The 23,719-nt window shown below is 39.6% G+C and carries 17 protein-coding genes and 1 riboswitch; all 17 genes read right to left on the reverse strand.

What is annotated here, in order from left to right; all coding sequences use genetic code 11:
• Positions 1-434: 434 nt before the first annotated feature.
• The 17 genes from rpoE to ACIQXW_RS13115 all read right to left on the reverse strand — a co-directional run bounded on the left by rpoE (position 435) and on the right by ACIQXW_RS13115 (position 23,718).
• Positions 435-977, reverse strand: coding sequence for a DNA-directed RNA polymerase subunit delta (rpoE, locus tag ACIQXW_RS13035; RefSeq protein ID WP_340821008.1), 543 nt, complete (start codon positions 975-977; stop codon positions 435-437).
• 464 nt (positions 978-1,441) lie between these two features.
• Positions 1,442-4,690, reverse strand: coding sequence for a fused isobutyryl-CoA mutase/GTPase IcmF (gene icmF, locus ACIQXW_RS13040; protein WP_340821009.1), 3,249 nt, complete (start codon positions 4,688-4,690; stop codon positions 1,442-1,444).
• Between the two features lie 295 nt (positions 4,691-4,985).
• Positions 4,986-5,618: a TetR/AcrR family transcriptional regulator gene (locus tag ACIQXW_RS13045; RefSeq protein ID WP_173478637.1), complete on the reverse strand. Its 633-nt coding sequence runs from the start codon at positions 5,616-5,618 to the stop codon at positions 4,986-4,988.
• Between the two features lie 3 nt (positions 5,619-5,621).
• A complete protein-coding gene (locus ACIQXW_RS13050; RefSeq protein ID WP_340821010.1) occupies positions 5,622-6,758 on the reverse strand; it encodes an acyl-CoA dehydrogenase in 1,137 nt (378 codons plus the stop codon).
• Between the two features lie 98 nt (positions 6,759-6,856).
• On the reverse strand, positions 6,857-7,990 hold the full coding sequence (locus tag ACIQXW_RS13055; protein WP_401019223.1) for an acyl-CoA dehydrogenase: 1,134 nt from the start codon (positions 7,988-7,990) through the stop codon (positions 6,857-6,859).
• A gap of 196 nt (positions 7,991-8,186) precedes the next feature.
• Positions 8,187-9,038: a 3-hydroxybutyryl-CoA dehydrogenase gene (locus tag ACIQXW_RS13060; protein ID WP_340826370.1), complete on the reverse strand. Its 852-nt coding sequence runs from the start codon at positions 9,036-9,038 to the stop codon at positions 8,187-8,189.
• Positions 9,038-10,243, reverse strand: coding sequence for an acetyl-CoA C-acetyltransferase (locus ACIQXW_RS13065; protein ID WP_402762791.1), 1,206 nt, complete (start codon positions 10,241-10,243; stop codon positions 9,038-9,040). Before ACIQXW_RS13065 ends, ACIQXW_RS13060 begins: the two co-directional genes overlap by 1 nt.
• Before the next feature lie 200 nt (positions 10,244-10,443).
• Positions 10,444-12,678, reverse strand: a complete 2,235-nt coding sequence (locus tag ACIQXW_RS13070) for a (Fe-S)-binding protein (protein ID WP_340821013.1) — start codon at positions 12,676-12,678, stop codon at positions 10,444-10,446.
• Positions 12,679-13,062: 384 nt separating this feature from the next.
• Positions 13,063-13,626, reverse strand: coding sequence for a cob(I)yrinic acid a,c-diamide adenosyltransferase (locus ACIQXW_RS13075; RefSeq protein WP_139860146.1), 564 nt, complete (start codon positions 13,624-13,626; stop codon positions 13,063-13,065).
• A gap of 14 nt (positions 13,627-13,640) precedes the next feature.
• Positions 13,641-15,101: an adenosylcobinamide amidohydrolase gene (locus ACIQXW_RS13080; RefSeq protein WP_402762795.1), complete on the reverse strand. Its 1,461-nt coding sequence runs from the start codon at positions 15,099-15,101 to the stop codon at positions 13,641-13,643.
• Entirely contained in the window at positions 15,098-16,099 is a 1,002-nt protein-coding gene (locus ACIQXW_RS13085) for a FecCD family ABC transporter permease (protein ID WP_402762798.1), read from the reverse strand. Before ACIQXW_RS13085 ends, ACIQXW_RS13080 begins: the two co-directional genes overlap by 4 nt.
• Positions 16,096-17,064 carry an ABC transporter substrate-binding protein gene (locus ACIQXW_RS13090; RefSeq protein WP_402762801.1) on the reverse strand — a complete coding sequence of 323 codons (969 nt, stop codon included), beginning with the start codon at positions 17,062-17,064 and terminating at the stop codon, positions 16,096-16,098. Before ACIQXW_RS13090 ends, ACIQXW_RS13085 begins: the two co-directional genes overlap by 4 nt.
• A 206-nt stretch (positions 17,065-17,270) precedes the next feature.
• Positions 17,271-17,454, reverse strand: a riboswitch (cobalamin riboswitch).
• Positions 17,455-17,792: 338 nt separating this feature from the next.
• Entirely contained in the window at positions 17,793-19,460 is a 1,668-nt protein-coding gene (locus ACIQXW_RS13095; protein WP_402762803.1) for an acyl-CoA dehydrogenase family protein, read from the reverse strand.
• Between the two features lie 2 nt (positions 19,461-19,462).
• Positions 19,463-20,965 carry a class I adenylate-forming enzyme family protein gene (locus ACIQXW_RS13100; RefSeq protein WP_402762806.1) on the reverse strand — a complete coding sequence of 501 codons (1,503 nt, stop codon included), beginning with the start codon at positions 20,963-20,965 and terminating at the stop codon, positions 19,463-19,465.
• Positions 20,958-21,347, reverse strand: a complete 390-nt coding sequence (locus ACIQXW_RS13105) for a MerR family transcriptional regulator (RefSeq protein ID WP_340821019.1) — start codon at positions 21,345-21,347, stop codon at positions 20,958-20,960. Before ACIQXW_RS13105 ends, ACIQXW_RS13100 begins: the two co-directional genes overlap by 8 nt.
• Before the next feature lie 269 nt (positions 21,348-21,616).
• The gene (gene argS, locus ACIQXW_RS13110) at positions 21,617-23,284 is read right to left on the reverse strand and encodes an arginine--tRNA ligase (RefSeq protein ID WP_402763206.1); all 1,668 of its coding nucleotides are present in this window, start codon (positions 23,282-23,284) and stop codon (positions 21,617-21,619) included.
• Complete coding sequence (locus ACIQXW_RS13115) at positions 23,284-23,718, reverse strand: YwiB family protein (protein ID WP_402762809.1); 435 nt, start codon at positions 23,716-23,718, stop codon at positions 23,284-23,286. The genes argS and ACIQXW_RS13115 overlap by 1 nt, the downstream gene beginning before the upstream one ends.
• Position 23,719 lies beyond the last annotated feature (1 nt).

Below are 23,719 nucleotides of genomic sequence, written 5' to 3' on the forward strand. Positions count from 1 at the left end.
AAACTTTCATAGTTAGCATCGCCTATAAGCAATCTAATTATTATCGCTATGAGAAGCTTTACCATATAACTCAGTCACCGATTAATATACATAATGATTAGTTTACCACTTTCGTATTCAAATCATTATTTATTAGCTGGGAGAGCTTGACTGATTATTCATTACATCTCGGCGAGTACTTCCAAATTTTATTGGAGCCTGGTCAAAAAGCTCCTCTTAAAATCATTGATATTCGCCTTGATCTTTAACTTGATTCAGCAAGTTAAAAACAAAAAAAACGCCCCTCCTGCATAGGTTTGCAGGGGGAGCGTATTATATACACGGTCTTTCTCCTTTTTTTAAGGAGCCCAAGTAAAAGATTAAACGGAACCGTGAAATAAGTCAAGAATTTTTAATACAAGTACAAAAGTAAGAAAATTCAAAGTGTATTTGTGTTACACTTCTTCCTCTTCTTCTTCTTCAAACTCTTCCTCATCTTCAATGAAATCTTCATCAATTTCATCCTCGATGTCTTCTATATCTTCTTCGTCGAAGTCAATATCTTCTTTTTCTCCATCGATATCTTCTTCTTCTTCTTCCTCTTCTTCAACGAACTCTTCATAATCCTCATCGAAGTCAATTTCATCTTCTTCAATATCTTCTTCTAAATCATCATCATCAAGAGTAGCTTTAGATTTTTTCTTGTGTGTTTTCACAGATGGAGCTGTTTCTTCTTCGATTTGTTCTACTTTAAACCATTCGCGTAAGCCCCAACCAGTTTCTTGATTAAATAAGAAACGTCCATCAACATTCATATCAGTGTAGAATTGTAGTAGGCGTGATTTAATTTCCTCATCACTATAGCCAACTAGCTCTTTAATAATTGTAAGCAGGTCATTAAATGACACTGAAGCACGTTTTTCAGTTAAAATTGCATAAGCTAAGTTAATTAACGATTCTTCCGCTAATTGTTCCTTTGTCATTTCACGAAAATTCAATTCGTGCACTTCCTTCCTCTCATCACAATGGACGTTTTAAAATTAAATAGTGCTTTATTTTCGGAGCGCAGCTAAAAAAGACCGCACAAAAGTAACTTTCCATACCATAAGCATAATACCCATTATATACAATGTTTTAGTCTCTTTGCTAGCTTCAATTACTGTTTTTTATATTACACATTTTTTTTATCCCTAGAAAAAATAAATAAATCGATAATAACAATAAAGGAATAGCGCCAATTTGCTTATTATACAGGAAAATAACTCCCAATACTAAAGCTAAAACAATAATGTAGTGAATTATTGATTTCATCCTCTACTGCGCCCCCTCTTTTTTACATTTCTATTATAACGAAAATGAAAAGAAGTGCCTAATCGTATGACTAGACACTTTAAAATACAGCAGCATGTCGGATAAACTAGCATTTACGTTCCACAAATTAGCAAATTAACATCTATTTGTTTTACATGTTGCGACGGAACTGTCCACCAACTTCATATAAAGCCTTTGTAATTTGTCCTAGGCTAGCTACTTTTACGGTTTCCATTAGTTCTTCAAATATATTACCATTGTTGACAGCTACCTCTTGTAAGCGGGCAATTGCTGCTTCTGTTTGTCCTTCATGTTGTTGCCAGAACAATTGCAAATTGCGAATTTGCGTTTCTTTTTCTTCTGACGATGCACGTGCAATTTCCATGTTGTCGATTGCATCATCCGTTGGTGGATTCGGATTTAAGTATGTGTTTACCCCGATTATCGGTAATTCACCCGAATGTTTTAACATTTCATAATGCATCGATTCTTCTTGAATTTTTCCGCGTTGATATTGTGTTTCCATAGCACCTAGTACACCACCGCGATCATTTATACGATCAAACTCCTCTAGCACAGCTTCCTCTACTAAATCTGTTAATTCTTCAACGATAAATGCCCCCTGTAATGGGTTTTCATTTTTCGCTAAACCATGCTCTTTCGTAATAATCATTTGAATTGCCATAGCTCGACGTACAGATTCCTCTGTTGGAGTAGTTATTGCTTCATCATATGCATTTGTATGCAATGAATTACAATTGTCCTGCAATGCCATAAGCGCTTGTAACGTTGTACGAATATCATTGAAGTCAATTTCTTGTGCATGCAAACTACGTCCAGAAGTTTGGACATGATACTTCAGCTTTTGAGCACGTTCATTTGCCCCGTATTTATTGCGCATAACAACTGCCCAAATACGACGAGCAACACGGCCTATCACTGTATATTCTGGATCTAATCCATTTGAGAAGAAGAATGATAGATTTGGTGCGAAATCGTCAATATTCATACCACGACTTAAATAGTATTCAACATACGTAAAGCCATTTGCGAGTGTAAACGCTAGCTGTGAAATTGGATTGGCTCCAGCCTCTGCAATATGATAGCCCGAAATGGAAACAGAGTAGTAGTTACGTACTTTTTTGTCGATAAAATACTGCTGAATGTCGCCCATCATTCTTAGAGCAAATTCCGTTGAGAAAATACATGTATTTTGCCCTTGGTCTTCTTTTAAAATATCAGCCTGTACTGTACCACGCACAACTTGTAATGTTTTCGCACGTGTCTCTGTAAATTCTTCAACTGTCAAAGGTCTACCAAGTTCTGCTTCACGCAGCTTTACTTGCTGATCAATCGCTGTGTTCATAAACATCGCCAAAATAATTGGCGCAGGTCCATTGATTGTCATGGATACAGAGGTAGAAGGTGCACAAAGGTCAAATCCTGCATAGAGCTTCTTCATATCTTCAAGCGTACAAATTGAGACACCTGATTCTCCAACTTTTCCGTAAATATCTGGACGGTAATCTGGGTCCTCACCGTATAACGTAACCGAATCAAATGCTGTTGATAAACGCTTTGCATCATCGTCTTTCGATAAATAATGGAAGCGTTTATTCGTTCGCTCTGGTGTACCCTCTCCAGCAAATTGTCGCTTCGGATCTTCACCTTCACGTTTGAATTGGAACACACCTGCAGTATATGGGAATTCGCCTGGTACATTTTCACGATACACCCAACGTAAAATTTCTCCATAGTCAACAAACTTCGGTAGTACAACTTTCGGTATTTTTGTCCCTGAAAGACTCGTAGTTTTTAAAATTGTGCGAATTTCCTTATCGCGCACCTTCGTTACAAATTCATCTCCAGCATACGCTTCTTTCAAAGCTTGCCAATTATCTAAAATACGCTTAGACTCTGCTGTTAATTCATCACGGACACCTTCCGCTAAAGATGTAAGCGATGCGACAAGTGCATCATCTGGTGCCTTTTCTTTCACTGCTACGATGGCGCCCTCTAGTTGGAATAGGCGACGGGCAAATGCAACTTGTTGTTCTGTTTTTTTATGATATCCACGCACTGTATCTGTTATTTCGCGTAGATAATAACGGCGATCATTCGGAATAATAACATCTTGTTTTTGCGTTTTAGCAAATTGCTCATAGCCTGTTTCCCAGTCACTACCTGTTTTTTCATTAATAATGTGAACTAATGCAGCAAATAAAGCATTCGTCCCTTTATCATTAAATTGACTAGCAATCGTACCGTACACAGGCATTTTATCAATTGGCTCATCCCAAAGTTCTCGTGAACGTTGGTATTGCTTTTGCACCTGACGTAGCGCATCTTCTGAGCCTTTTCGTTCGAACTTATTAATGGCAATAACATCTGCAAAATCAATCATATCTATTTTCTCAAGCTGAGTCGGTGCACCAAATTCACTCGTCATAACGTACATGGATAGATCCGTGTAATTTGTAATTTCTGCATCTCCTTGACCAATTCCGCTTGTTTCAACAATAATTAAATCATAGCCTGCTACACGCACGACATCTAACACATCGCCAATAGAAGCAGAGAGCTCTGTACGAGAACCACGTGTCGCCAAACTTCGCATATAAACACGGTTATTGAAAATGGCATTCATACGAATGCGGTCCCCTAGTAATGCTCCACCCGTTTTTTGCTTTGTTGGATCGACTGATAAAATCGCTACACGTTTATCCGGGAATTCTTTTAAGAAACGACGGATAAGCTCATCTGTTAAAGAAGATTTACCTGCACCACCTGTACCTGTAATCCCTAAAATTGGTGTTCCTTTTGAGCGTTTACGTGCTTCCACTAACATCTTTTTCGTTTCTTCATCGTCATTCGATTCAGCAGCAGTTATTAAGTTCGCCAATAATTCTGGTGTCTCTGTCGTTAAAGTATCAAGCTTTGCTAGATAGTCGCCTGTTGCAGTTGGAAAATCAGTTCCTTTAATTTGCTCATTAATCATTCCTTGTAGCCCTAGAACTCGACCATCTTCAGGTGAGAAAATACCCGCAATGCCATAAGCATGTAATTCTTTAATTTCACGTGGCAAAATAACACCACCGCCGCCGCCATATATTTTAATATGCGGTGCCCCTTTTTCGCGCAGTAAATCAAACATATATTTAAAGTATTCCATATGGCCACCTTGATAAGAAGACAAAGCAATACCTTGAGCATCTTCTTGAATCGCAGCATTAACGACTTCTTCTACAGAGCGATTATGTCCTAGATGGATAACTTCCACTCCGCTTGATTGTAAAATACGTCGCATAATATTGACCGAAGCATCATGTCCATCAAAAAGACTTGATGCTGTTACAAAACGTACGTGATTTTTTGGACGATACACTTCTACCTTTGTCATATGAAACCCCCACTTTCTCCCCTTAGTAAACCTTTTCATTGATGTTTAAGTTAATTTCAATTCATATTATTTTCAAACGGCATCATTTTGCTCAATGCAGACACTTCCCGCAGGCAAGCACCGAGCTACTTCCGCTTCACTTGTTCATATATCTTTTTAGAAAAACTACTTATGAAATTGACCCGTTTGTATGGTTTTGACGTTATTATGAGCTTTCTGCCATACAAAATCATGAAAAAAATCGGTAATTGCAATGTCGCTTTATGCAATTACCGACGAACCCCTTTGGAACTTATTAAAACCCCTTAATGCCTGAAATGAACAATGTTGTTTGCATTTCGATATACTCGTCAAGTGAATGTTGACGATGAAGCGCCCATTTACGGAACGCCCAGCTTTGTCCTTGAACAACTAAATTATTCGCTGCCAAATGAATTTGCTTATCAGTCATTGTTAGTTCCCCTGACTGCACACAGCGTTGCAACAGCCTTTCAAAAGTGGCAACCATCTCAAACTCTTTACCGAAAACATAACGCTGTGCTTCTTTGGATAATGATTTCGTTTCCTGATACATAATTGTTAATTCATCAACCATGCTATCAATTTGTAAAAAATACTCACGAATCATTTCTTTTAACTCTTCTATCGTACCTGCTTTTATTTCATAGCTTGATAGTCGCTCCATCGCATGGTGGTAGATGCTATCACAGACGAGGTAAAGTACATCTTCTTTCGTACGAATATACTCATACAATGTACCAATACTAAAACCTGCTGCTTTTGCAATTTCTCTTGTTGTCGCACGATGGAAACCTTTTTCTTTAAATAATTTAATGGCACCTTGAATCATTTGTTCTCGGCGAATGGCAATGAGATTTTCGTCTTTCACGGTTGACTGGACTTGGGGCCTTTTGTTTTTTTCTGTCATAAATTATTTCGTCAACATACGTGAGATAACAAGACGTTGAATCTCTTGTGTACCTTCGTAAATCTGTGTAATTTTTGCATCGCGCATATAGCGTTCTACTGGATAATCTTTCGTATAACCATAACCACCAAAAACTTGAACCGCTTCAGTTGTGACGCTCATTGCTGTATCACCAGCCATTAACTTAGCCATTGCCGATGCCTTACCATATGGAAGACCATTCGTCTCTAACCAAGCAGCTTGGTATGTAAGAAGACGAGATGCTTCGATTTGTGTTGCCATATCAGCTAATTTAAAGGAAACACCTTGATTTGCCGTAATTGGCTTACCGAATTGTACACGCTCTTTTGCATAGTCAACCGCAGCATCTAATGCACCTTGAGCAATCCCCACAGCCTGTGCAGCAATGCCGTTACGACCACCATCAAGTGTTGTCATAGCAATTTTAAAACCTTCTCCTTCAGCCCCAAGTAGGTTTTCTTTTGGCACACGGCAGTTATCGAAAATAATTTCTGTTGTTGGTGATGAACGAATCCCTAGCTTTTTCTCCTTTTTACCAACAGAAAAGCCTTCGTAGCCAGCTTCAACGATAAAAGCAGAAGTACCGTTTTTCGCTTCTGGATCTGTTACAGCAAATACGATATATGTATCTGCTACTCCACCATTTGTAATAAAAATCTTTGAACCATTTAAAATATAATCATCGCCATCACGTTTTGCATATGTTTTCATACCACCCGCATCGGATCCAGATCCTGGCTCTGTTAAGCCATAAGCACCTATATGTTTACCCTCTGCCATTGGTCGAAGATATTTTTGTTTTTGTTCTTCATTGCCAAATTTATATAATGGCCAACCAGCAAGAGATGTATGCGCAGATAATGTTACGCCTGTAGAAGCACATACACGCGATAATTCCTCAACAGCAATTACATAAGCAAGATAATCAAAACCTGCACCGCCGTATTCTTCTGGCCACGGAATCCCTGTTAAGCCTAACTCAGCCATTTTGTCGAAAATTGCACGATCAAATTCCTCATTTTCATCGCGCTCCGCTGCTGATGGTGCTACCTCGTTTAAAGCAAAGTCGCGAATCATTTCACGTAATTGTTCATGTTCTTCTGTTAATTGAAAGTTCATTGTCCATTTCCCCTTTAATTTTAATGAATTTCATCTAAGACTTCATTGGATTCCTAATAAACACGCGTGCACTAACTCATTTACAATGGTGCTCTCTATTAAATTAAATGTTTGCTAATAACGAGTTTTTGTATTTCACTTGTACCTTCGTAAATTTCAGTCACTTTGGCATCACGGAAATAACGTTCTACCGGATAATCCTCCGTATAACCGTAGCCTCCAAAAATTTGTACAGCTTCAATCGCTGTTTGTACGGCTGTACGTGAAGCGAAGAGCTTTGCCATCGAAGCTTCTGCTCCACATGGTAAACCTTTTGCACGTAAATCAGCTGCTCGATACACAAGCAGTTTTGACGCTTCCACGGCAGTCGCCATATCAGCAAGCTTAAAGCCAACTCCTTGTTGTGCTGAAATAGGTTTACCAAATTGCACACGCTCTTTGGCATAGCTAGTTGCTGCTTCAAGTGCCGCTTCAGCGATTCCTAAAGCTTGTGCTGCAATTCCTATCCGTCCAACATCCAAATTAGCCATTGCTATTTTGAAGCCTTCCCCTTCCTCCCCAAGAAGGTTTCCAACTGGAATTCGGCAGTTATCAAATGTTAATTGGACTGTACGCGAACCGTGTAGGCCCATTTTATGTTCATCCTTACCAATAATTAAGCCCGGTGTGCCCTTTTCAACAATAAATGCTGAGATGCCACGTGTTTTTTCAGCTTGATTGGTTGAGGCAAAAACGATATAAACATCCGCTTCGCCTCCGTTTGTAATAAATACTTTTGAGCCGTTAATAACATACTCATCACCATCGCGTATCGCTTTTGATTGTAGTGAGCCTGCATCTGAACCTGCGCTAGGCTCAGTTAAACAAAATGCGCCTAAATATTCACCCGCAGCTAACTTCGGAACATAACGCTTTTTCTGCTCATCATTACCAAAATAAATAATAGGATTCGTACCTACTGAAGTATGTACTGATAAAATAACTCCCATTACTGCACTAACTTTTGATAGTTCATTGATAGCGATGATGTATGATGTAAAATCCATCGCAGAGCCACCTAGTTCTTCTGGCGTTGTGATCCCCATTAAACCTAGCTCACCCATCTGTTGCAGGAGTTCACGTGGAAACTCTCCTGCCTCCATACGTTCTACCCACGGTGCAATCTTCTCTTGTGAGAAACTTCGCACCATATCACGCATCATTAACTGCTCATCTGTAAATTGTAAATGCATCTATAATGTCACCCCTCTATGCTGTCACGTAGCATTACATTTTAATTTGATTTAGCATTCATCTTCTAGCTGAATCAAGTTACAGTCCTCGGCGGTCGTCACAGATTTTAAAAAGCTTTTCGAATAACTCGAAAAATCTGGACAAAATTACGCCGAGACGTAAGTAATTAATCTGAATCTTCCCATCCCCATAGGACTATTCGTAAACGTAAAAGCCTCTTCCTGATTTTTTACCAAGCCAGCCTGCTGCTACATATTTCCGTAATAAAGGACAAGGTCTGTACTTACTATCACCTAAGCCCTCATGTAAAATTTCCATAATTGATAAACATGTATCTAAACCGATAAAGTCCGCTAATGTTAAAGGTCCCATTGGATGATTCATGCCAAGCTTCATCACATCATCGATTGCTTCCTTCGTTGCAACACCTTCATACAACGCATAAATTGCTTCATTTATCATTGGCAGTAAAATACGGTTTGCAATAAAGCCTGGGAAGTCATTTACTTCCACTGGTGTTTTGGATAGCTGTACAGTCATTCCTTCCACAGCTTTATATACTTCGTCAGTTGTAGCTAAACCTCTAATAATTTCGACAAGCTTCATGACAGGTACTGGATTCATAAAGTGCATGCCAATCACTTGCTCTGGTCTATTTGTGACAGCTGCAATTTCTGTAATTGGAAGTGATGATGTATTTGTCGCAAGAATGGCGTGTGCCGGTGCAATTGCATCTAATTGCTTGAATATGGATTGCTTTACTTCCATGTTTTCAACAGCTGCTTCGATAATAATATCTACATCACTAGCATCCTCTAAATCTAGTGACATCTTGATACGACCTAAAATAGCCGTTTTTTCATCTTCGGTTTTACGGCCTTTTTCGACATCACGCGTTAAGTTTTTCGTAATAACGCCTATGCCACGTTCAAAAAACGGCTGTTTTATATCATTCAATAAAACATCATAGCCTGCCTGCGCACAAACTTGTGCAATTCCTGAGCCCATTTGCCCAGCACCAATCACCATTACCTTTTGGATTCCCATCATTCATGTCCCCTTTGTTTTGGTACTTCAATCATGATTGCATCGCCTTGCCCTCCACCAGAGCAGATTGCAGCAATACCGATTCCTCCACCACGACGCTTTAACTCATGTGCTAGTGCTAATATAATGCGAGCACCAGAAGCGCCTATAGGATGGCCAAGTGCCACTGCACCACCATTAACATTCACTTTTTCTGCATCTAGGTCAGCAAGCTGGTTACTAATAAGAGCCACTGCTGCAAAGGCTTCATTGATTTCAATGACATCGATGTCAGCTAATGTTTTACCCGTCTTTTTTAGCAAGTTATTAATAACGAGACCTGGTGTTTGCGGGAAATTTTCCGGATCAATTGCAATCTCTGCATGCCCGATAATTACGGCAAGTGGTTCTCTACCTTCACGCATTGCACGTTCTTCACTCATTACAACGAGTGCACATGCTCCATCATTGACGCCAGGAGCATTGCCAGCTGTAATTGAACCATCCTTTTCAAAAGCTGGTTTAAGTTTAGCAAGCACATCCTGTGTAGTACCTGGTCTTGGCGCTTCATCAGTATCTACTATGAGCGGCTCACCTTTACGTTGTGCAATTTGTACAGGTACAATTTCCTCTGCAAAATAGCCTTGTTCGATTGCGGAAAGAGCACGTTCATGACTGCGAACAGCCCATGCATCTTGTTCTTGACGACTTAATGAAAATTCGATTGCAGCCTTATTGCCATAGCTCCCCATCGGTGGTCTTGCTTCATTAAAGGCACAAGTTAACCCATCATAAAGCATTCCATCTACCATTGTAGAATCACCCATACGTAGGCCAGTTCGACCATTTAGAAGATAGTAAGGCGCGTTTGACATAGACTCCATACCACCAGCAATAATCACTTCTTCGTCCCCTAAACGAATTAACTGATCGGCTAAAGTTACAGCGCGCATCCCCGACGCACAAACTTTATTAATCGTTTCTGTTTTGACTGCTACAGGTAAATCTGCTTTTAGTGCAGCCTGTCTTGACGGTATTTGACCTTGCCCACCTTGTAAAACGGTACCTAAAATTACTTCATCCACTGCATCTGGTGCTATATTTGCTCTTTCAAGTGCACCTTTAATGGCAATCGCACCTAAATCACTTGCGTTTAGTGCGGAAAGTGATCCAGCAAATTTACCAAATGCCGTTCTTGCTCCTGCTAAAATTACAGCTCTATTCAAGTAAAACACCCCTTTTGTTTTACGTTTATCGATGAAGCATCAAAGCAATCTCCATTGACTGAACGCTCGCTCGACTCTTCCCGATAAAAAAATGGGAGTTATTAAGCAACTCCCATTTCTAATTAATCTTATTCTACAAAACAATTAATTATTGTGCAATTTATATTTTTCAGATAAAGAAAATATTTCTACAATAATTATTATTTTTCTGCGTTTAACTCTTCATTCTTGTTTTGCTCCAGAGACTCCACTGAAGCTACTACCTCTTCTAGCATCTCTTCTGTTACTTCTTCATCACTCTCTGTCACTGCTTTAACTTTTTCACCAAACACAGAGCGCTCTAATAATTCTGCTACATCGAACGTACTAATCGTATCTTCAACCTCTTTTGCCTTCGTACCATCCTCTAACATCGTTAAACAGTATGGGCATCCAGAAGAAATTACGGAAGCGTTTGTTGCTAAAGCTTGCTCTGTTCGCGCAACATTGATGCGATTACCGACATGCTCTTCCATCCACATTAAGCCACCACCTGCGCCACAGCACATTGCCGTTTCGCGATTACGTTCCATTTCCACAAGCTTGACACCTGGAATGCCTCGTAAAATTTCACGTGGTGCATCATACACATCATTGTAACGACCTAAATAACAAGAGTCGTGGAATACAATTGTTTCATCCACTTCATGATTCAGTACTAAACGATTTTCCTCTATCAATTCATTTAGTAGTTCAGTATGATGATAAACCTCGCCTTTCCAACCAAAATCTTGATATTCATTTTTAAAGATATTGTATGCATGCGGATCAATCGTTACAATTTTTTTCACATCATTTTTCTCAAATTCATCGATATTTGCTGTCGCTAGCTCTTGGAATAAAAACTCATTTCCTAAACGACGTGGTGTATCTCCAGAGTTTTTCTCTTTATTTCCTAAAATAGCAAACTTCACGCCCGCCTCGTTTAATAGACGACAGAACGCTAGTGCAATTTTTTGTGATCGATTATCAAATGCACCCATAGAGCCTACCCAGAATAAGTACTCCATTTCTTCGCCTGATTTTTTCAATTCTTTCACTGTTGGAATATTGATCGTTGGATCTAAGTCACGCCAGTTTTCTTTTTCTTTTCGGTTTAGACCCCAAGGATTTCCTTGACGTTCTATATTTGTCATTGCGCGTTGAGCATCCGAGTTTACTTTTCCTTCTGTCATCGTTAAGTAACGACGTAGGTCAATGATTTTATCGACATGCTCATTCATAACTGGACATTGATCCTCACAGTTACGGCAAGTTGTACATGCCCAAATCTCTTCCTCTGTAATAACGTCACCGATTAACGAAGGACTATAAATATCCTCAATAACTGCACCTTCAGCACCAGCTGCCATCGCAAGTTGATTACCCTTTGTATTTGCAAAAAATTGATATGGCACCCACGGTTTTTGCTTTGTTACAACCGCACCTGTGAACGTTAAATGATCACGAAGCTTAACGATTAAATCCATTGGTGATAGCATTTTCCCTGTTCCTGTTGCAGGACACATATTTGTACAACGCCCACATTCTACACAAGAATATAAATCAAGCATTTGCTTTTGTGTAAAATCTTGAATACGCCCTACACCAATAGATGGGATATCTTCTTCATTTTCAGCATTTTCACCTGCTTCTTCAAGTGCCTCGAAGTCAATCGGTGTCAATGTACCTGTGCGATCTAAACGATTCATGTACACATTAAGTGGGCTGACAATCAAGTGGAAATGCTTCGATTGCGGCACATAAATTAAGAACGTTAGTAAAATTAATAAATGAGCCCACCATGAAATATAGAAAATAGCGGCTGCTGCCGTTGCTGGTAAAAAGCCAAAAATAGCTGCAATGCTTGAAGCAATAGGCTCAGTATACGTTAAACCTTCTCCGTGCCAGATAAGGCCCATACCGTTTGCTAATAATGTTGAAAGCATTAAGCCTCCAATAAAAATTAAGACAAGACCATTTTTCCAGCCTCGTTTTAGACGTACTAGTTTTTCTACATAGCGGCGATAAAATGCCCATACTACCGCTACTAAAATCATTAATACTACTAGCTCTTGGAAGAAAGTGAATACACTATAGAACATGCCAAGTGGTAAATGCGACCCAGGAGCTAACCCCTTCCAAATTAAATCGATGGCTCCTAACTGAACCATTAAGAAGCCGTAAAAGAACATAACGTGAATTAAACCACTTTTAGGATCCTTTAATAGCTTATTTTGACCAAACACATTCACCATTAAATAACGAATACGTTCTTGGACACTTTCATCAAACTCAACCTTTTTCCCCAGTTGTACGAATTTATAGCGTGTTTTTAACAGATAGATAAATAACCCTACTGCATAAAGCACAACCACGATTGTTAGAACAATGTTTGCAATAACTAATGGACTCATGGTTGGTCCCCCCTTTTAGTTTGTCGTGAATTTTCTCTCTTTGTGTTAAATTTTCTAGCTCATACGTAAATGTATGATATTCCACCACTATATTCACATTTTAATAAATGAGTGAGCATTCAGTCAACATTAAAACAAAAATATTTCTGATAATTTTATATTCTTACATTTTATAAGAAAAAAAGCTACCCTGAATTTTCCTTCAAAGTAGCTTTTTTGTATATTAATTTAACGTAACTAGCACTTTTTCTTCCAATTACTAGTGTTCTCTGTAATATGTTTCATTTAAAATATTTATTTTTAAAAATGATTATTCACATCGTTACGCACCGTGCAAATGCTTGCCACAGGGAGGCTCGAGTCACTATTGTTTAGAAAATTAACTTATTTTTTAAACACTTTCCCACTGCGAATATATTCAATATCAGGTAAATTTAAACGAGCATTAACAACACGTGCAGCGGCAAATAAATAATCTGATAAACGGTTTAAATACTTTTGCACAATAGTAGGTACATCTTGAACTTCTTTCATTAGCGTTACCATTTGACGCTCTGCTCGACGGGCAACAGTTCGTGCTATGTGTAATGTTGCAGCTGCAGGAGCCCCTCCTGGTAATATGAATCGCTCTAATGGGGGCGCTTCATCAGACAATGCATCAATACGCGCCTCCAATACTTCAATCGGTGCTTCCGCTAGCTTGTAATGACGCTCCTTCATAACATTGGCTAAATCTCCACCAGCATCAAAAAGTTCATGTTGAATTGTTTCTAAATCAACTAAAATATCTTTGAATAATTCGCGATCTAGTTCGCTCACTGCCTTGCCGATAAAAGAATTTAATTCATCAATTGCCCCGTATGTTTCAACACGTAGACTGTCTTTGTCGACACGCCCACCAATTAAGCTTGTTTTCCCTGTATCGCCTGTTTTCGTGTAAAGTTTCATCCCTTTTTTCACTCCTATGCTTTATTTTTATAATTTTGTATCGCTTGTATCGTCGTCTCATAAACGCCTTTACCAATAATCTTACCGACATCTGTTATCGGCCCACCGTAGCGCATTTCCTCACCCTTTTGCGTTGCCGCAATAAGCAAGCTATCTGTCGCAGTGCCCGTTGCAATTGTATCACTACGGTAATCGCGAATGTTTTCCATTTGCAATGCCTTTGTTTTTGCTTCATTTGCAGTCATCAATGCTTGAAAAAATGCCTCTTCCGACAAACAACCATTGATGATGACCCATGTATTAATAGTACCAATATATGGCGTATCCTGTCTTTCGTGTGTGCGAGAGACATCTACAGCATTTCCAACACCCGCAGTGACAACGACAAACACACTACCGAAAGAAGTGCTATATTCATTTAGTGCATAGAGTTGTGTAGAAACAGCAGTTAACATGACAACCGTGCTAGTCGGCGAAAAATGCTCTCTTTGTAAAAAATCTGCGACCTCTTGTTTCACATCATTAACAACATAGTCTCCTGGTACAGAGCGATTCAATAGGCAGTCATACCACCCTATGCCAGGATTATGAACAGCTGAAGAAACTGTTTTTAGCGGGACATTTGATTTCAGTTGGATATAATCTGTTGTTACTTTAAAATCTTCTTTTACAATGACAGCTCGTTGCTGATATTCACTTGATGATGGCATGATTGTAATTTGCGGTTTAGGTATTTCTGGATGGGCATAGGTTGTCACTCTTGCCTGATATACGTCCTCAATTTGAGACGCTATTAATACTTTATGTGGTGCACCTAAAGCGCGTACACAGCCGCTTTCCATTAATAACAATTCATCGCAATAGAGGGAGGCTAAATTCATGTCATGCAGTACCATAATAACAGTTAAACCACATTCAATTGCTTCCTTACGCACCATATCTAAAATTTGACGTTGATGCGCAATGTCTAGGTGATTTGTCGGCTCATCTAGCAATAATACTTCCGCTGTTTGCGCTAAAGCTTGTGCTACAAAAACACGTTGTTGCTCACCGCCTGATAGAAACTCCATGGATGTATGCTCATAGCGCGTGACGCCCGTTTGCTCCATGGCATATTGAACTGCTTGCTCATCCCTCTCTGACCAATGAGAAAAAAAGCCAGTTTGATGTGGATAACGACCGAGCGATACTGCCTCACGTACTGTATTTGAAAATGCATTGGCATGTAATTGTGGTAGTACGGCCATCTTTTTTGCCAACGTGCGCGGACTATATGTTTTAATATTTTTGCCATCCAATAAAACAGTCCCTGCCGTTGCTGGTAATACGCCACTAATTACTTTCAATAATGTTGATTTGCCACTTCCATTTGGCCCTAAAATGCCAAGTACTTTCCCCTTTTCTACCGTAAAACTTACATCCTTAACGATTGGTACGTCCTCATAGCCACCTGATAGATGTTCAACGATAATCATACACGTACCCCCTTGCTTCTACGCTGCTTATAGAAAATATAAGAAAAGACAGGTGCACCAATAAATGCAGTTATAACACCTATCGGTAGCTCACGTGGAATAATTATCGTACGCGCCACTAAATCGCAAATGATCAGTAATGTTGCACCATTCAAAAAGGATAACGGCAATAAATGACGGTGATCTGAACCCCATATCATACGCGTCATATGCGGTACAACTAAGCCGACAAAGCCGATTGTTCCTGAAACAGCGACTGCCGCCCCAGTAAGCATGGAGCCGCCTACTAAAATTAAATATTTACTGCGCTTTACATTGACACCTAAATGCTTCGCGCGTTCCTCTCCATATAGCAGAACATTTAGCTCGCGTCTTTGCGTCCACAAAATAACAGAGCCAATGACAACAAATGGGGTAATCATTTGCACATACGGCCATCCTCGCATCGAGACTGAGCCTAGTAACCAGCCAATCACTTGGCGGAGCTCCTCACCTGATAACGCAATCATTAATGAGATAAGTGAACCTAAAAATGAGCTAAAAATAACCCCCGTTAAAATAAGCGTCTCCATTTTCAATGAACGGTCTACTATTCTGGCAAAGCTCATCACAGCTACCATCGTTAGTACGGCCCCTACCATACTGAGCGTTGGCAATGCATATAAACCGACAACTGGTATAGAAATGCCGAAAAACAATGTCATGACAGCACCGACTGACGCTCCTGACGATACACCAAGCGTATACGGATCTGCTAACGGGTTTTTTAACAATCCTTGAAAGGCTGCCCCTGCAATCGCCAACGATGCTCCTACAAGACCTGCGAGCAAGACACGTGGCAAACGAATTTTCCATAAAATATTGGCAGCAGTTTCATCTGCCGCTTTATTCCAAAATACTTCTAACGGAATATGAACCGAGCCTATTGATACGCCACACCAGATGCTAACGATAAGTAACGTAATGGCTGTTACATAGGCAAAAACTGTTTTGCTCACTCGAAAGCCTCAGGATAGATGGCTTTCGCTAACTCTTCAAGCCCATCTGCTAACCGCGGGCCTTGACGACTTGTCGTATTTTCATCTACTTGCACAATAGCCTTATTTTTAACAGCCGTAATTGTATCAAAGCCTGCACGTTGTGGAATTTTCGTTAAAATATCGGGCACATAATTATAAGTAACCACGATGACATCTGGATTTTTTGTAATAATTTGTTCTGCATCAATTTTGAACCAGCCATCCGTATCAGCCGCGATATTTTCGGCATGAATCATCTCTAGCATCTCCTGCATAAATGTGTCCTTGCCAGGTGTGTAGATTTCTGGTTCATCTGACGTTTCTACAAAGACTTTTTTCGGCTTCACGCCCTGTAATTTTGCTTGGACTTCCTCAACCTTCGCTTTCATATTGGCAATTATTTTTTCTGCCTCTGGTAGCTTACCGGTGGCGCGACCTAATTGCTCAATCGTCGTATATGTCTCATTAAAATCACTAGCGTTTGTCACAACAAATACTTTAACACCCGCTGCTTCTAGTTGATCCATTGCTCCCCCTAAAGAAGCTATACCTGATTCATGTGCAAAAACAATATCAGGCTGTAAAGCAATAATTTGTTCTATATTAAATTCCATACTGCCGACCTTTTCCTTGTCAGCTACCTCTGGCGGATAATCATCATAATCATTTACGCCAACGATTTTATCATTTAAGCCAAGTTCAAATAAAATTTCTGTGTTACTTGGAATAAGAGAAATAATTTTCTCTGGCGGTGCTTCTAGTACAATATCTTTGCCAGTAGCATCTGTTATTGTTAGCGGGAACGTTGCTTCGTCTAGCTGCTTTGTATCCTGTTGCTCCTGCTGTTCTGTTGTTGATTTGTCATTTTTCGGCTCTTCTCCACATGCTGCTAGAATGCCCATTGCTAAAAATGCTGATAACCCTATTTTCCAATACTTTTTCATTGTGAGACCTCCTTAGATTGTATGTGCATTTTTCAGCTCTGTTCACTTGATTGATCGATATAATGTTGGCATTTCTACCCGAACTTATTGCCTTTATGTTCAATTATTTATCGTCAGTAGCTTTCCAAAACAAAAAAACCTCTCGTCATCATAACGAGAGGCGGTGCTTGCACAAATAAACCACCATCCTATCCTCGTAGGCTGCAATGTATCGTTCTATAAAGGCAGGTCTCCTGGCTCGTGCTCCAAATGCTTTTTCATGCCTTCCCAAAAAAATTCAGTGGCATAGATTGAAAAAACTCACACTTACAGTGGCGGGACCGCATCGGAATTACACCGATTTCCCTTTTCACTTTACTTTAGTAAAGAACCTTTATAATATTTAGTTGATTTTATTATACATGAAAATAGAAATAGATAACGATAAAAAAAGAGACCCTAAGTTAGTGTCTCTTGTTTATGATCGTTGAATTCCGCTGCGTGCGGACACTTTCCACTTCAATCAACTAGTATAATTGTTTGAGTGCCTGTCACTACATAGAACCTAATATAATGTCGAGATCTAAATCGAAAAAATCCACTTCGCTTTCCGCGGGCGCACACGTAAGCCGCAAAAGTCGCTACCCGCCTGGTTTGTTGCGGCTTACATTGCGTGCTTTCCCGCAGGAGTCTACGTGGATTTTTACTAATAATAAAATTTTCAAAATTGTTTGCGTGCCTGGCACCCACTACATAATTTCCGAAAAATATTGAACAGTTTTCATTGGTGCACCTATTTCGCGCAATGCCCATGTATCTTCTAAATAAATATCTGCTAGCTTTTCATACTTGCCACCAAATTGGACTGCCCATTCGACTGCCACTACACTTTCGTATAGATGAGCCATTTTTTCTGCTACCCCCTTTGCCTCATACGACTTCGTAGCCTCATCCAAACGACTAAAGACTTGCAAAGTAGCTTCGATTTTCTTCAATTGCTTGCCTACAATTTGTACTAAGGAACAATCAGTTAACTTCGTCAAACGCTCGCGCATCACATGTACAAATAATTCATGGGCATTAAATTTATCTACTAAGCGAATTAGCTCAAGTGCTAAAATGTTAGCCGTTCCTTCCCACACCGTAAGTACTTGAGCATCTCTAAGTAAACGTGGTGTTACAAAATCTTCGATATAACCGTTTCCTCCATGCAATTCAATGGCTTCGCTTGCGTAATGTACCGCCTGTTCAGCCGTTTCTTTTTTCATAATGGCAATATTTAAACGATTAAGAATGATGTCCTCCTCGTCCCCCTGACCACTCGTTACCTTGTCATATAATTGAATAAGATCAAAAACAGTAGCGACCTCTACATGTAGCTTAGCAGCATATTTTCCTAATGTATCCTGAATCATTGGGTATTGAATTAAAGGTTGACCGAACGCATTTCGGTTTGTTACATAATGCTTCGCCTCTAAATAACCTCGACGCATAATACCAATGGAAGCAACAGCGTTACAAATTCGAGATAAATTAAGTGCCTCTAACATATAATAAATTCCTTTATTCGGCTCTCCAACGATATACGCTACTGCACCATCGAATTCCACCTCTCCTGATGGTACTGCTCTGACACCGAGTTTATCCTTTAAACGCCGAATGCGAAGGTGGTTAACCTTGCCGTCATCTTGACGCCAAGGTACAGCAAATAATGTTAAACCTTTCGAACCTGCTGAGGCGCCTTCTATACGTGCTAATACCATCGCCACACCACACATTCCAACATTTGATGCAAAGTACTTCTCTCCATACAAACGATAATGACTTCCTTCCTCGACAGCCTCTACAACATTTGCGCCGACATCTGAGCCTCCTTGCCGCTCCGTTAAAAATGTTGCTCCTTCATATAGCTCTGTATCGCCTGTTGCACAAACATGTGGTAAAAACCTGTCCTTCAACTCATCACTCGCATAATGATCAAGCAAATAAGCTGTTGCCATCGTTAAGGTAACTGGACAATAGAAGCCAGGCTCTGCATGTGAAAGTAAATAGCCTTGTGCAAAGCTATACACATAATTTCCCTTTCTACCTAACTGCGGAATTTCCTTATGCACATAGCCAACGATTCCTGTGTTATATGTTTCTTCAATCGTTTTTTTGTAGCCTTCATTGACCCAAATTTCCGAAATATCCTCACCATAAGCATTGTATCGCTGCAGTTTGGGCTCTCCCTCTCTGTCTGTATGCTTCGCCCTCACGTCGATGTCATTTGCACAAAGCTCACCGAAATCCTTTAACTCTCGCTTAGCATAGACTAGAAGTTCTTTATCTAGCATCATTTCTAGTAGTTTGTGTAGTGTTTCATCCTCTGTGAAAAAGTTAGTCGTCCGATTTGCATCTTGCTGTAATACTTTCATATTTATCTCACCTCTTGTTCCTTCAAAGATTGTTTTAATATTTTTCCTGATGCATTTCTTGGTAGCGCTTCCACTTGTTCGAATAAGCGTGGAATTTTATATTTTGCTAGATGCTCCTCTAAATATATCTTTAGTTCACTATCATCAATCTCTGCCTTTGCAGCATACACTGCCTTTACGGTTTCTCCCCACTGCGGGTGAGGGACACCGATAACAGCCACCTCAAAAATTCCTTCATAGCTTAAAAGTAAATCTTCAATCTCTTTTGGATAAATATTGACACCGCCCGAAATAATAACATCCTTTTTGCGATCGACAATCCAAATATAGCCGTCTTCATCTTTTCGAGCTAAATCTCCTGTTTTCAGCCAGCCATCTATAAACGCTGCCTTTGTTGCTACTTCATCCCTGTAATACCCCAACATATTGCCTTCACCAAATAACACAACTTCGCCCACTTCATTCACTCCGACATCTTCCCCGCTGTCGTTAATAATACGAAGCTCCGTCCCTAGAGGTGCACGCTGACCTATACTCCCTGCCTTTTCTTCATGCTCTTGTCCGAACATTAAGGAACCACTTGGCCCAGCCTCTGTTAATCCATAAACACATGTTAGATTTTCTGTTTGGAAAGCTTTTTGTATATGGCGAATTTCATTTTGTGATAACGGTGCACCTCCGTAAACCCACCATTTCATCGAAGATAAATCCGCTGTTTGCAATCTCTTTGTTTGGGCAGTTAATAAATAGGCAACAGGAGCCCCGAAAAAATGCGTCGTTTTTTCGTGTTCAATCGAATCTATCAATAAATCTGGTGTAAATGTTGGCGTTAGTACATTTGTTGAGCCAACAAGTACGCCAGCCATTAAAAATAAATGTAATGGTGCTGAATGCGTTAATGGCATCATAAGGAGAATGCGACTTGTAGGCTTAACTTCCATTTCTACTGCAATCATCTGGGCTACAGTTAAAATATTACGATAGCTAAATAGGACGCCCTTCGGTTTTCCTGTTGTGCCTGATGTATATAAAATCGTTGATGCATCGTCTTCATTTAGCTGACAATCTATTGGTTGTGTACTGGCATGTTGTATTAGCGTTTCATAATGAAGCCACCCTGCCTCCACATGTCCTGTTTTAATTTTCAACGGCACGACATTGATATGCTCGACCGCAGCAAAAATAGCCTCATGCACTAAAATGGCTTTAGCTTCTGCATGCTGTGCAACATATTCAACCTCCTGCAATGTAAATTTTGCATTTACGGGAACGACAATTGCACCAATACGTTGAATCGCAAAATAGCTAACAACAAACTCTACAACATTTGGCATAAAAATAATTACTTTATCATCTGGACGAATATCCAGTTCTATCAAAGCATGACCGAGTCGAGTCACTTGCTCATCTAAATCACGATAAGTCACTCTTCTTCCATGACAAACAACAGCTTCTTTTCCAGCATACTTTCGGGCATTTCGTGCTAATAAATTTGAACTATTCATCGTGCATCTCTCCCTTTAAAGTTAATAATTTCTCACTAAACATGCCATGTAATTGCAGTAATTCATTTTTCATTTGTGTAAGCTCGGCTATTTTACTATCAATTTCTTGAATTTTTTGATCTCCATATGCCACAGTACGTTCCAATTGTTGAATTCCTGAGCGATCAAAATCAAAAAGCAACACCATTTCCTTGATTTCTTCTAATGAGAAACCATAACGCTTCCCCCTAAAAATAAGCTTGAGCTTCGCCATTTCTTTTTTTGAGAAGGTGCGCTGATTCGTAGCCGAACGATGAGGACATAGAAGCCCAAGCTCCTCGTAATAACGAATTGTACGTGTAGACACATTAAATTGCTTCGCTACCTCCTGAATCGTTTTCAAGCAAGCTCCCCCTTCACAATTTTCATCAGTATATCATTAACGTTAACGTAAACTTCAACAGAAAATTAGAAATAAACAGAAAAATTAATACACAAAGGAGTAAGTTCAGTGTCAGGCACTCGAACAATTCTGAATTTTGCTTAGAAACTCCTACTTAGAACGCACGTAACGTAGACGCAAAAAAACCACGAGTAAGTGCCAGGCACTCAAACAATTTCCACCGAATAAAAAACCCCGACACGTAATTGTGTCGGGGTCTAATAATCATATTACATTTTTTCAGGTGCAGATACGCCGATTAGACGTAATGCGTTAGCAATAGTAGTACGTACAGCCGTAATAAGTGCTAAACGTGCTTCTGTTAGCTCTTTATTCGAAGCATCTAACACTTTTTCAGCGTTATAGAAGCTATGGAACGCAGCTGCCGTATCTTGAATATAGTTGGCGATACGGTGTGGCGTACGGTGTTTTGCTGCATCCGCCACTACTTTCGGGAAATCACCGATTTTTTTCAATAAATCAATTTCTTTTTCAGCAGTTAACAGGCTTAAATTCGCTGTTGATGTAGCAAAGCCTTGTTCAGTTGCTGAACGTAAAATTGAAGAAATACGCGCATGCGCATATTGAGCATAATATACCGGGTTTTCGTTTGATTGCGATACCGCAAGATCAAGGTCAAAGTCCATATGTGAATCACCAGCTGTTTTCACGAAGAAGTAACGTACTGCGTCTAATCCTACTTCTTCAACAAGCTCACGCATCGTTACAGCATTCCCTGTACGTTTCGACATTTTAAATTTCTCGCCGTCTTTATATAACTGAACCATTTGAATAACTTCTACTTCAAGCGTGTCACGGTCATAACCAAGTGCTTGAATAGCCGCTTTCATTCGTGGGATATAGCCGTGGTGGTCAGCTCCCCAGATGTTAATTAGTTTATCAAAGCCACGGACAATTTTATCTTCATGGTAAGCAATATCAGGTGTTAAATATGTGAAAGATCCATCATTTTTTATTAATACACGATCTTTATCATCGCCAAATGTTGTTGAACGGAACCAAGTAGCACCATCTTCTTCAAAAACATGGCCATTTGCTTTTAATTTATCTAATGCTACTTCGATTTTGCCGTTTTCATATAATGATGTTTCAGAATACCATACATTAAAATTCACGCGGAAATTCGCTAAGTCTGTTTTCAATTTATCTAATTCTAATGCTAAACCATGTTGACGGAAAAATGCAAAACGCTCTTCATCAGATTTTGATAAAATCGAATCGCCATGCTCACTCGCTAATTTACCTGCAATATCGATAATATCCTGACCGTGATAACCATCTTCTGGCATATCTGCAGCAAGACCTAAAGCTTGCTTATAACGCGCTTCTAATGAATAAGCTAAGTTATTAATTTGATTACCAGCATCGTTAATGTAGTACTCACGAGATACTGCATAACCAGCCATATCTAAAACATTACACAATGAATCCCCTACAGATGCTCCACGTGCATGACCTAGGTGAAGGTCACCTGTCGGATTTGCTGACACAAATTCAACTTGTACTCTCTCACCAGCTCCTGCCTTTGAACGTCCATAATCTGCACCTTGTTCAAGGACAGCTGTTACAACACCTGTTAAGAAATCTTTACGGACAGTAATATTCATAAAGCCAGGACCGGCGATATCAATTTTCTCGATATCAGTACCTTCAGTTTCAAGGTTTTCTAAAATTGCTTCTGCAATCGCACGTGGTGGCTTTTTAGCTAGTTTCGTTAATTGCATTGCAATATTCGTTGCATAATCACCGTTTGCTTTATCCTTTGGTGTTTCTAAGTGAATCGTTAATTCTGTACCAGCTTCAACTAAGCCAGCTTTTTCAACAGCCTGTGCAATCGCCGTCTTAATGGCTTGTTGTACTTGTTCTACTGCGTTCATCATTGTACCTCCGTAAATGTAATGTCTAATGTATAATTGCCAACATTTTGTCCACCCATTAATAAATCATACTGCACATGAAAATCTCCACGCATTTCATGTCTAGTAAATAACATATTTTTAGTTTGAGTCACGAGTGGCATCGAACCAAATTCACTTTCATAATGGCCTATTTGTTGTTCAAAAATATTGAGTGGTAAGCGCATTTTTACTGCTCCTGCGCGCATAATAAGTGCCCGTTCTTTGTCTAACTTCATCGTCGTGCGGATTGTTTTTTCATCCTGCATCTCTTCATATTTTAAATATAGGGAATCTGCTTTATTTATTAGCTGCCCATTTAACCACATTTCAAGGGTTTCGGACTCCCCATCAATCGGACGAATCGTCGAAATGAGCTTAATGTTCACCTGCGATTTTTCTTCGTTCACCATCATG

Origin of the sequence: Lysinibacillus sp. NPDC097162 (assembly GCF_044762185.1) — a bacterium.
In the GTDB taxonomy this organism is placed as follows: domain Bacteria; phylum Bacillota; class Bacilli; order Bacillales_A; family Planococcaceae; genus Lysinibacillus.

Excerpts from the sequence above, each read along its gene's own strand:
- ACIQXW_RS13055 (WP_401019223.1), bottom strand. The coding sequence starts at position 7,990 with ATGCATTTACAATTTACAGATGAGCAGTTAATGATGCGTGATATGGTG.
- ACIQXW_RS13115 (WP_402762809.1), bottom strand. The coding sequence starts at position 23,718 with ATGATGGTGAACGAAGAAAAATCGCAGGTGAACATTAAGCTCATTTCG.
- ACIQXW_RS13045 (WP_173478637.1), bottom strand. The coding sequence starts at position 5,618 with ATGACAGAAAAAAACAAAAGGCCCCAAGTCCAGTCAACCGTGAAAGAC.
- ACIQXW_RS13075 (WP_139860146.1), bottom strand. The coding sequence starts at position 13,626 with ATGAAACTTTACACGAAAACAGGCGATACAGGGAAAACAAGCTTAATT.
- ACIQXW_RS13090 (WP_402762801.1), bottom strand. The coding sequence starts at position 17,064 with ATGAAAAAGTATTGGAAAATAGGGTTATCAGCATTTTTAGCAATGGGC.
- ACIQXW_RS13100 (WP_402762806.1), bottom strand. The coding sequence starts at position 20,965 with ATGAATAGTTCAAATTTATTAGCACGAAATGCCCGAAAGTATGCTGGA.
- ACIQXW_RS13080 (WP_402762795.1), bottom strand. The coding sequence starts at position 15,101 with ATGATTATCGTTGAACATCTATCAGGTGGCTATGAGGACGTACCAATC.
- ACIQXW_RS13070 (WP_340821013.1), bottom strand. The coding sequence starts at position 12,678 with ATGAGTCCATTAGTTATTGCAAACATTGTTCTAACAATCGTGGTTGTG.
- icmF (WP_340821009.1), bottom strand. The coding sequence starts at position 4,690 with ATGACAAAGGTAGAAGTGTATCGTCCAAAAAATCACGTACGTTTTGTA.
- ACIQXW_RS13060 (WP_340826370.1), bottom strand. The coding sequence starts at position 9,038 with ATGGGAATCCAAAAGGTAATGGTGATTGGTGCTGGGCAAATGGGCTCA.
- ACIQXW_RS13050 (WP_340821010.1), bottom strand. The coding sequence starts at position 6,758 with ATGAACTTTCAATTAACAGAAGAACATGAACAATTACGTGAAATGATT.
- argS (WP_402763206.1), bottom strand. The coding sequence starts at position 23,284 with ATGAACGCAGTAGAACAAGTACAACAAGCCATTAAGACGGCGATTGCA.
- ACIQXW_RS13095 (WP_402762803.1), bottom strand. The coding sequence starts at position 19,460 with ATGAAAGTATTACAGCAAGATGCAAATCGGACGACTAACTTTTTCACA.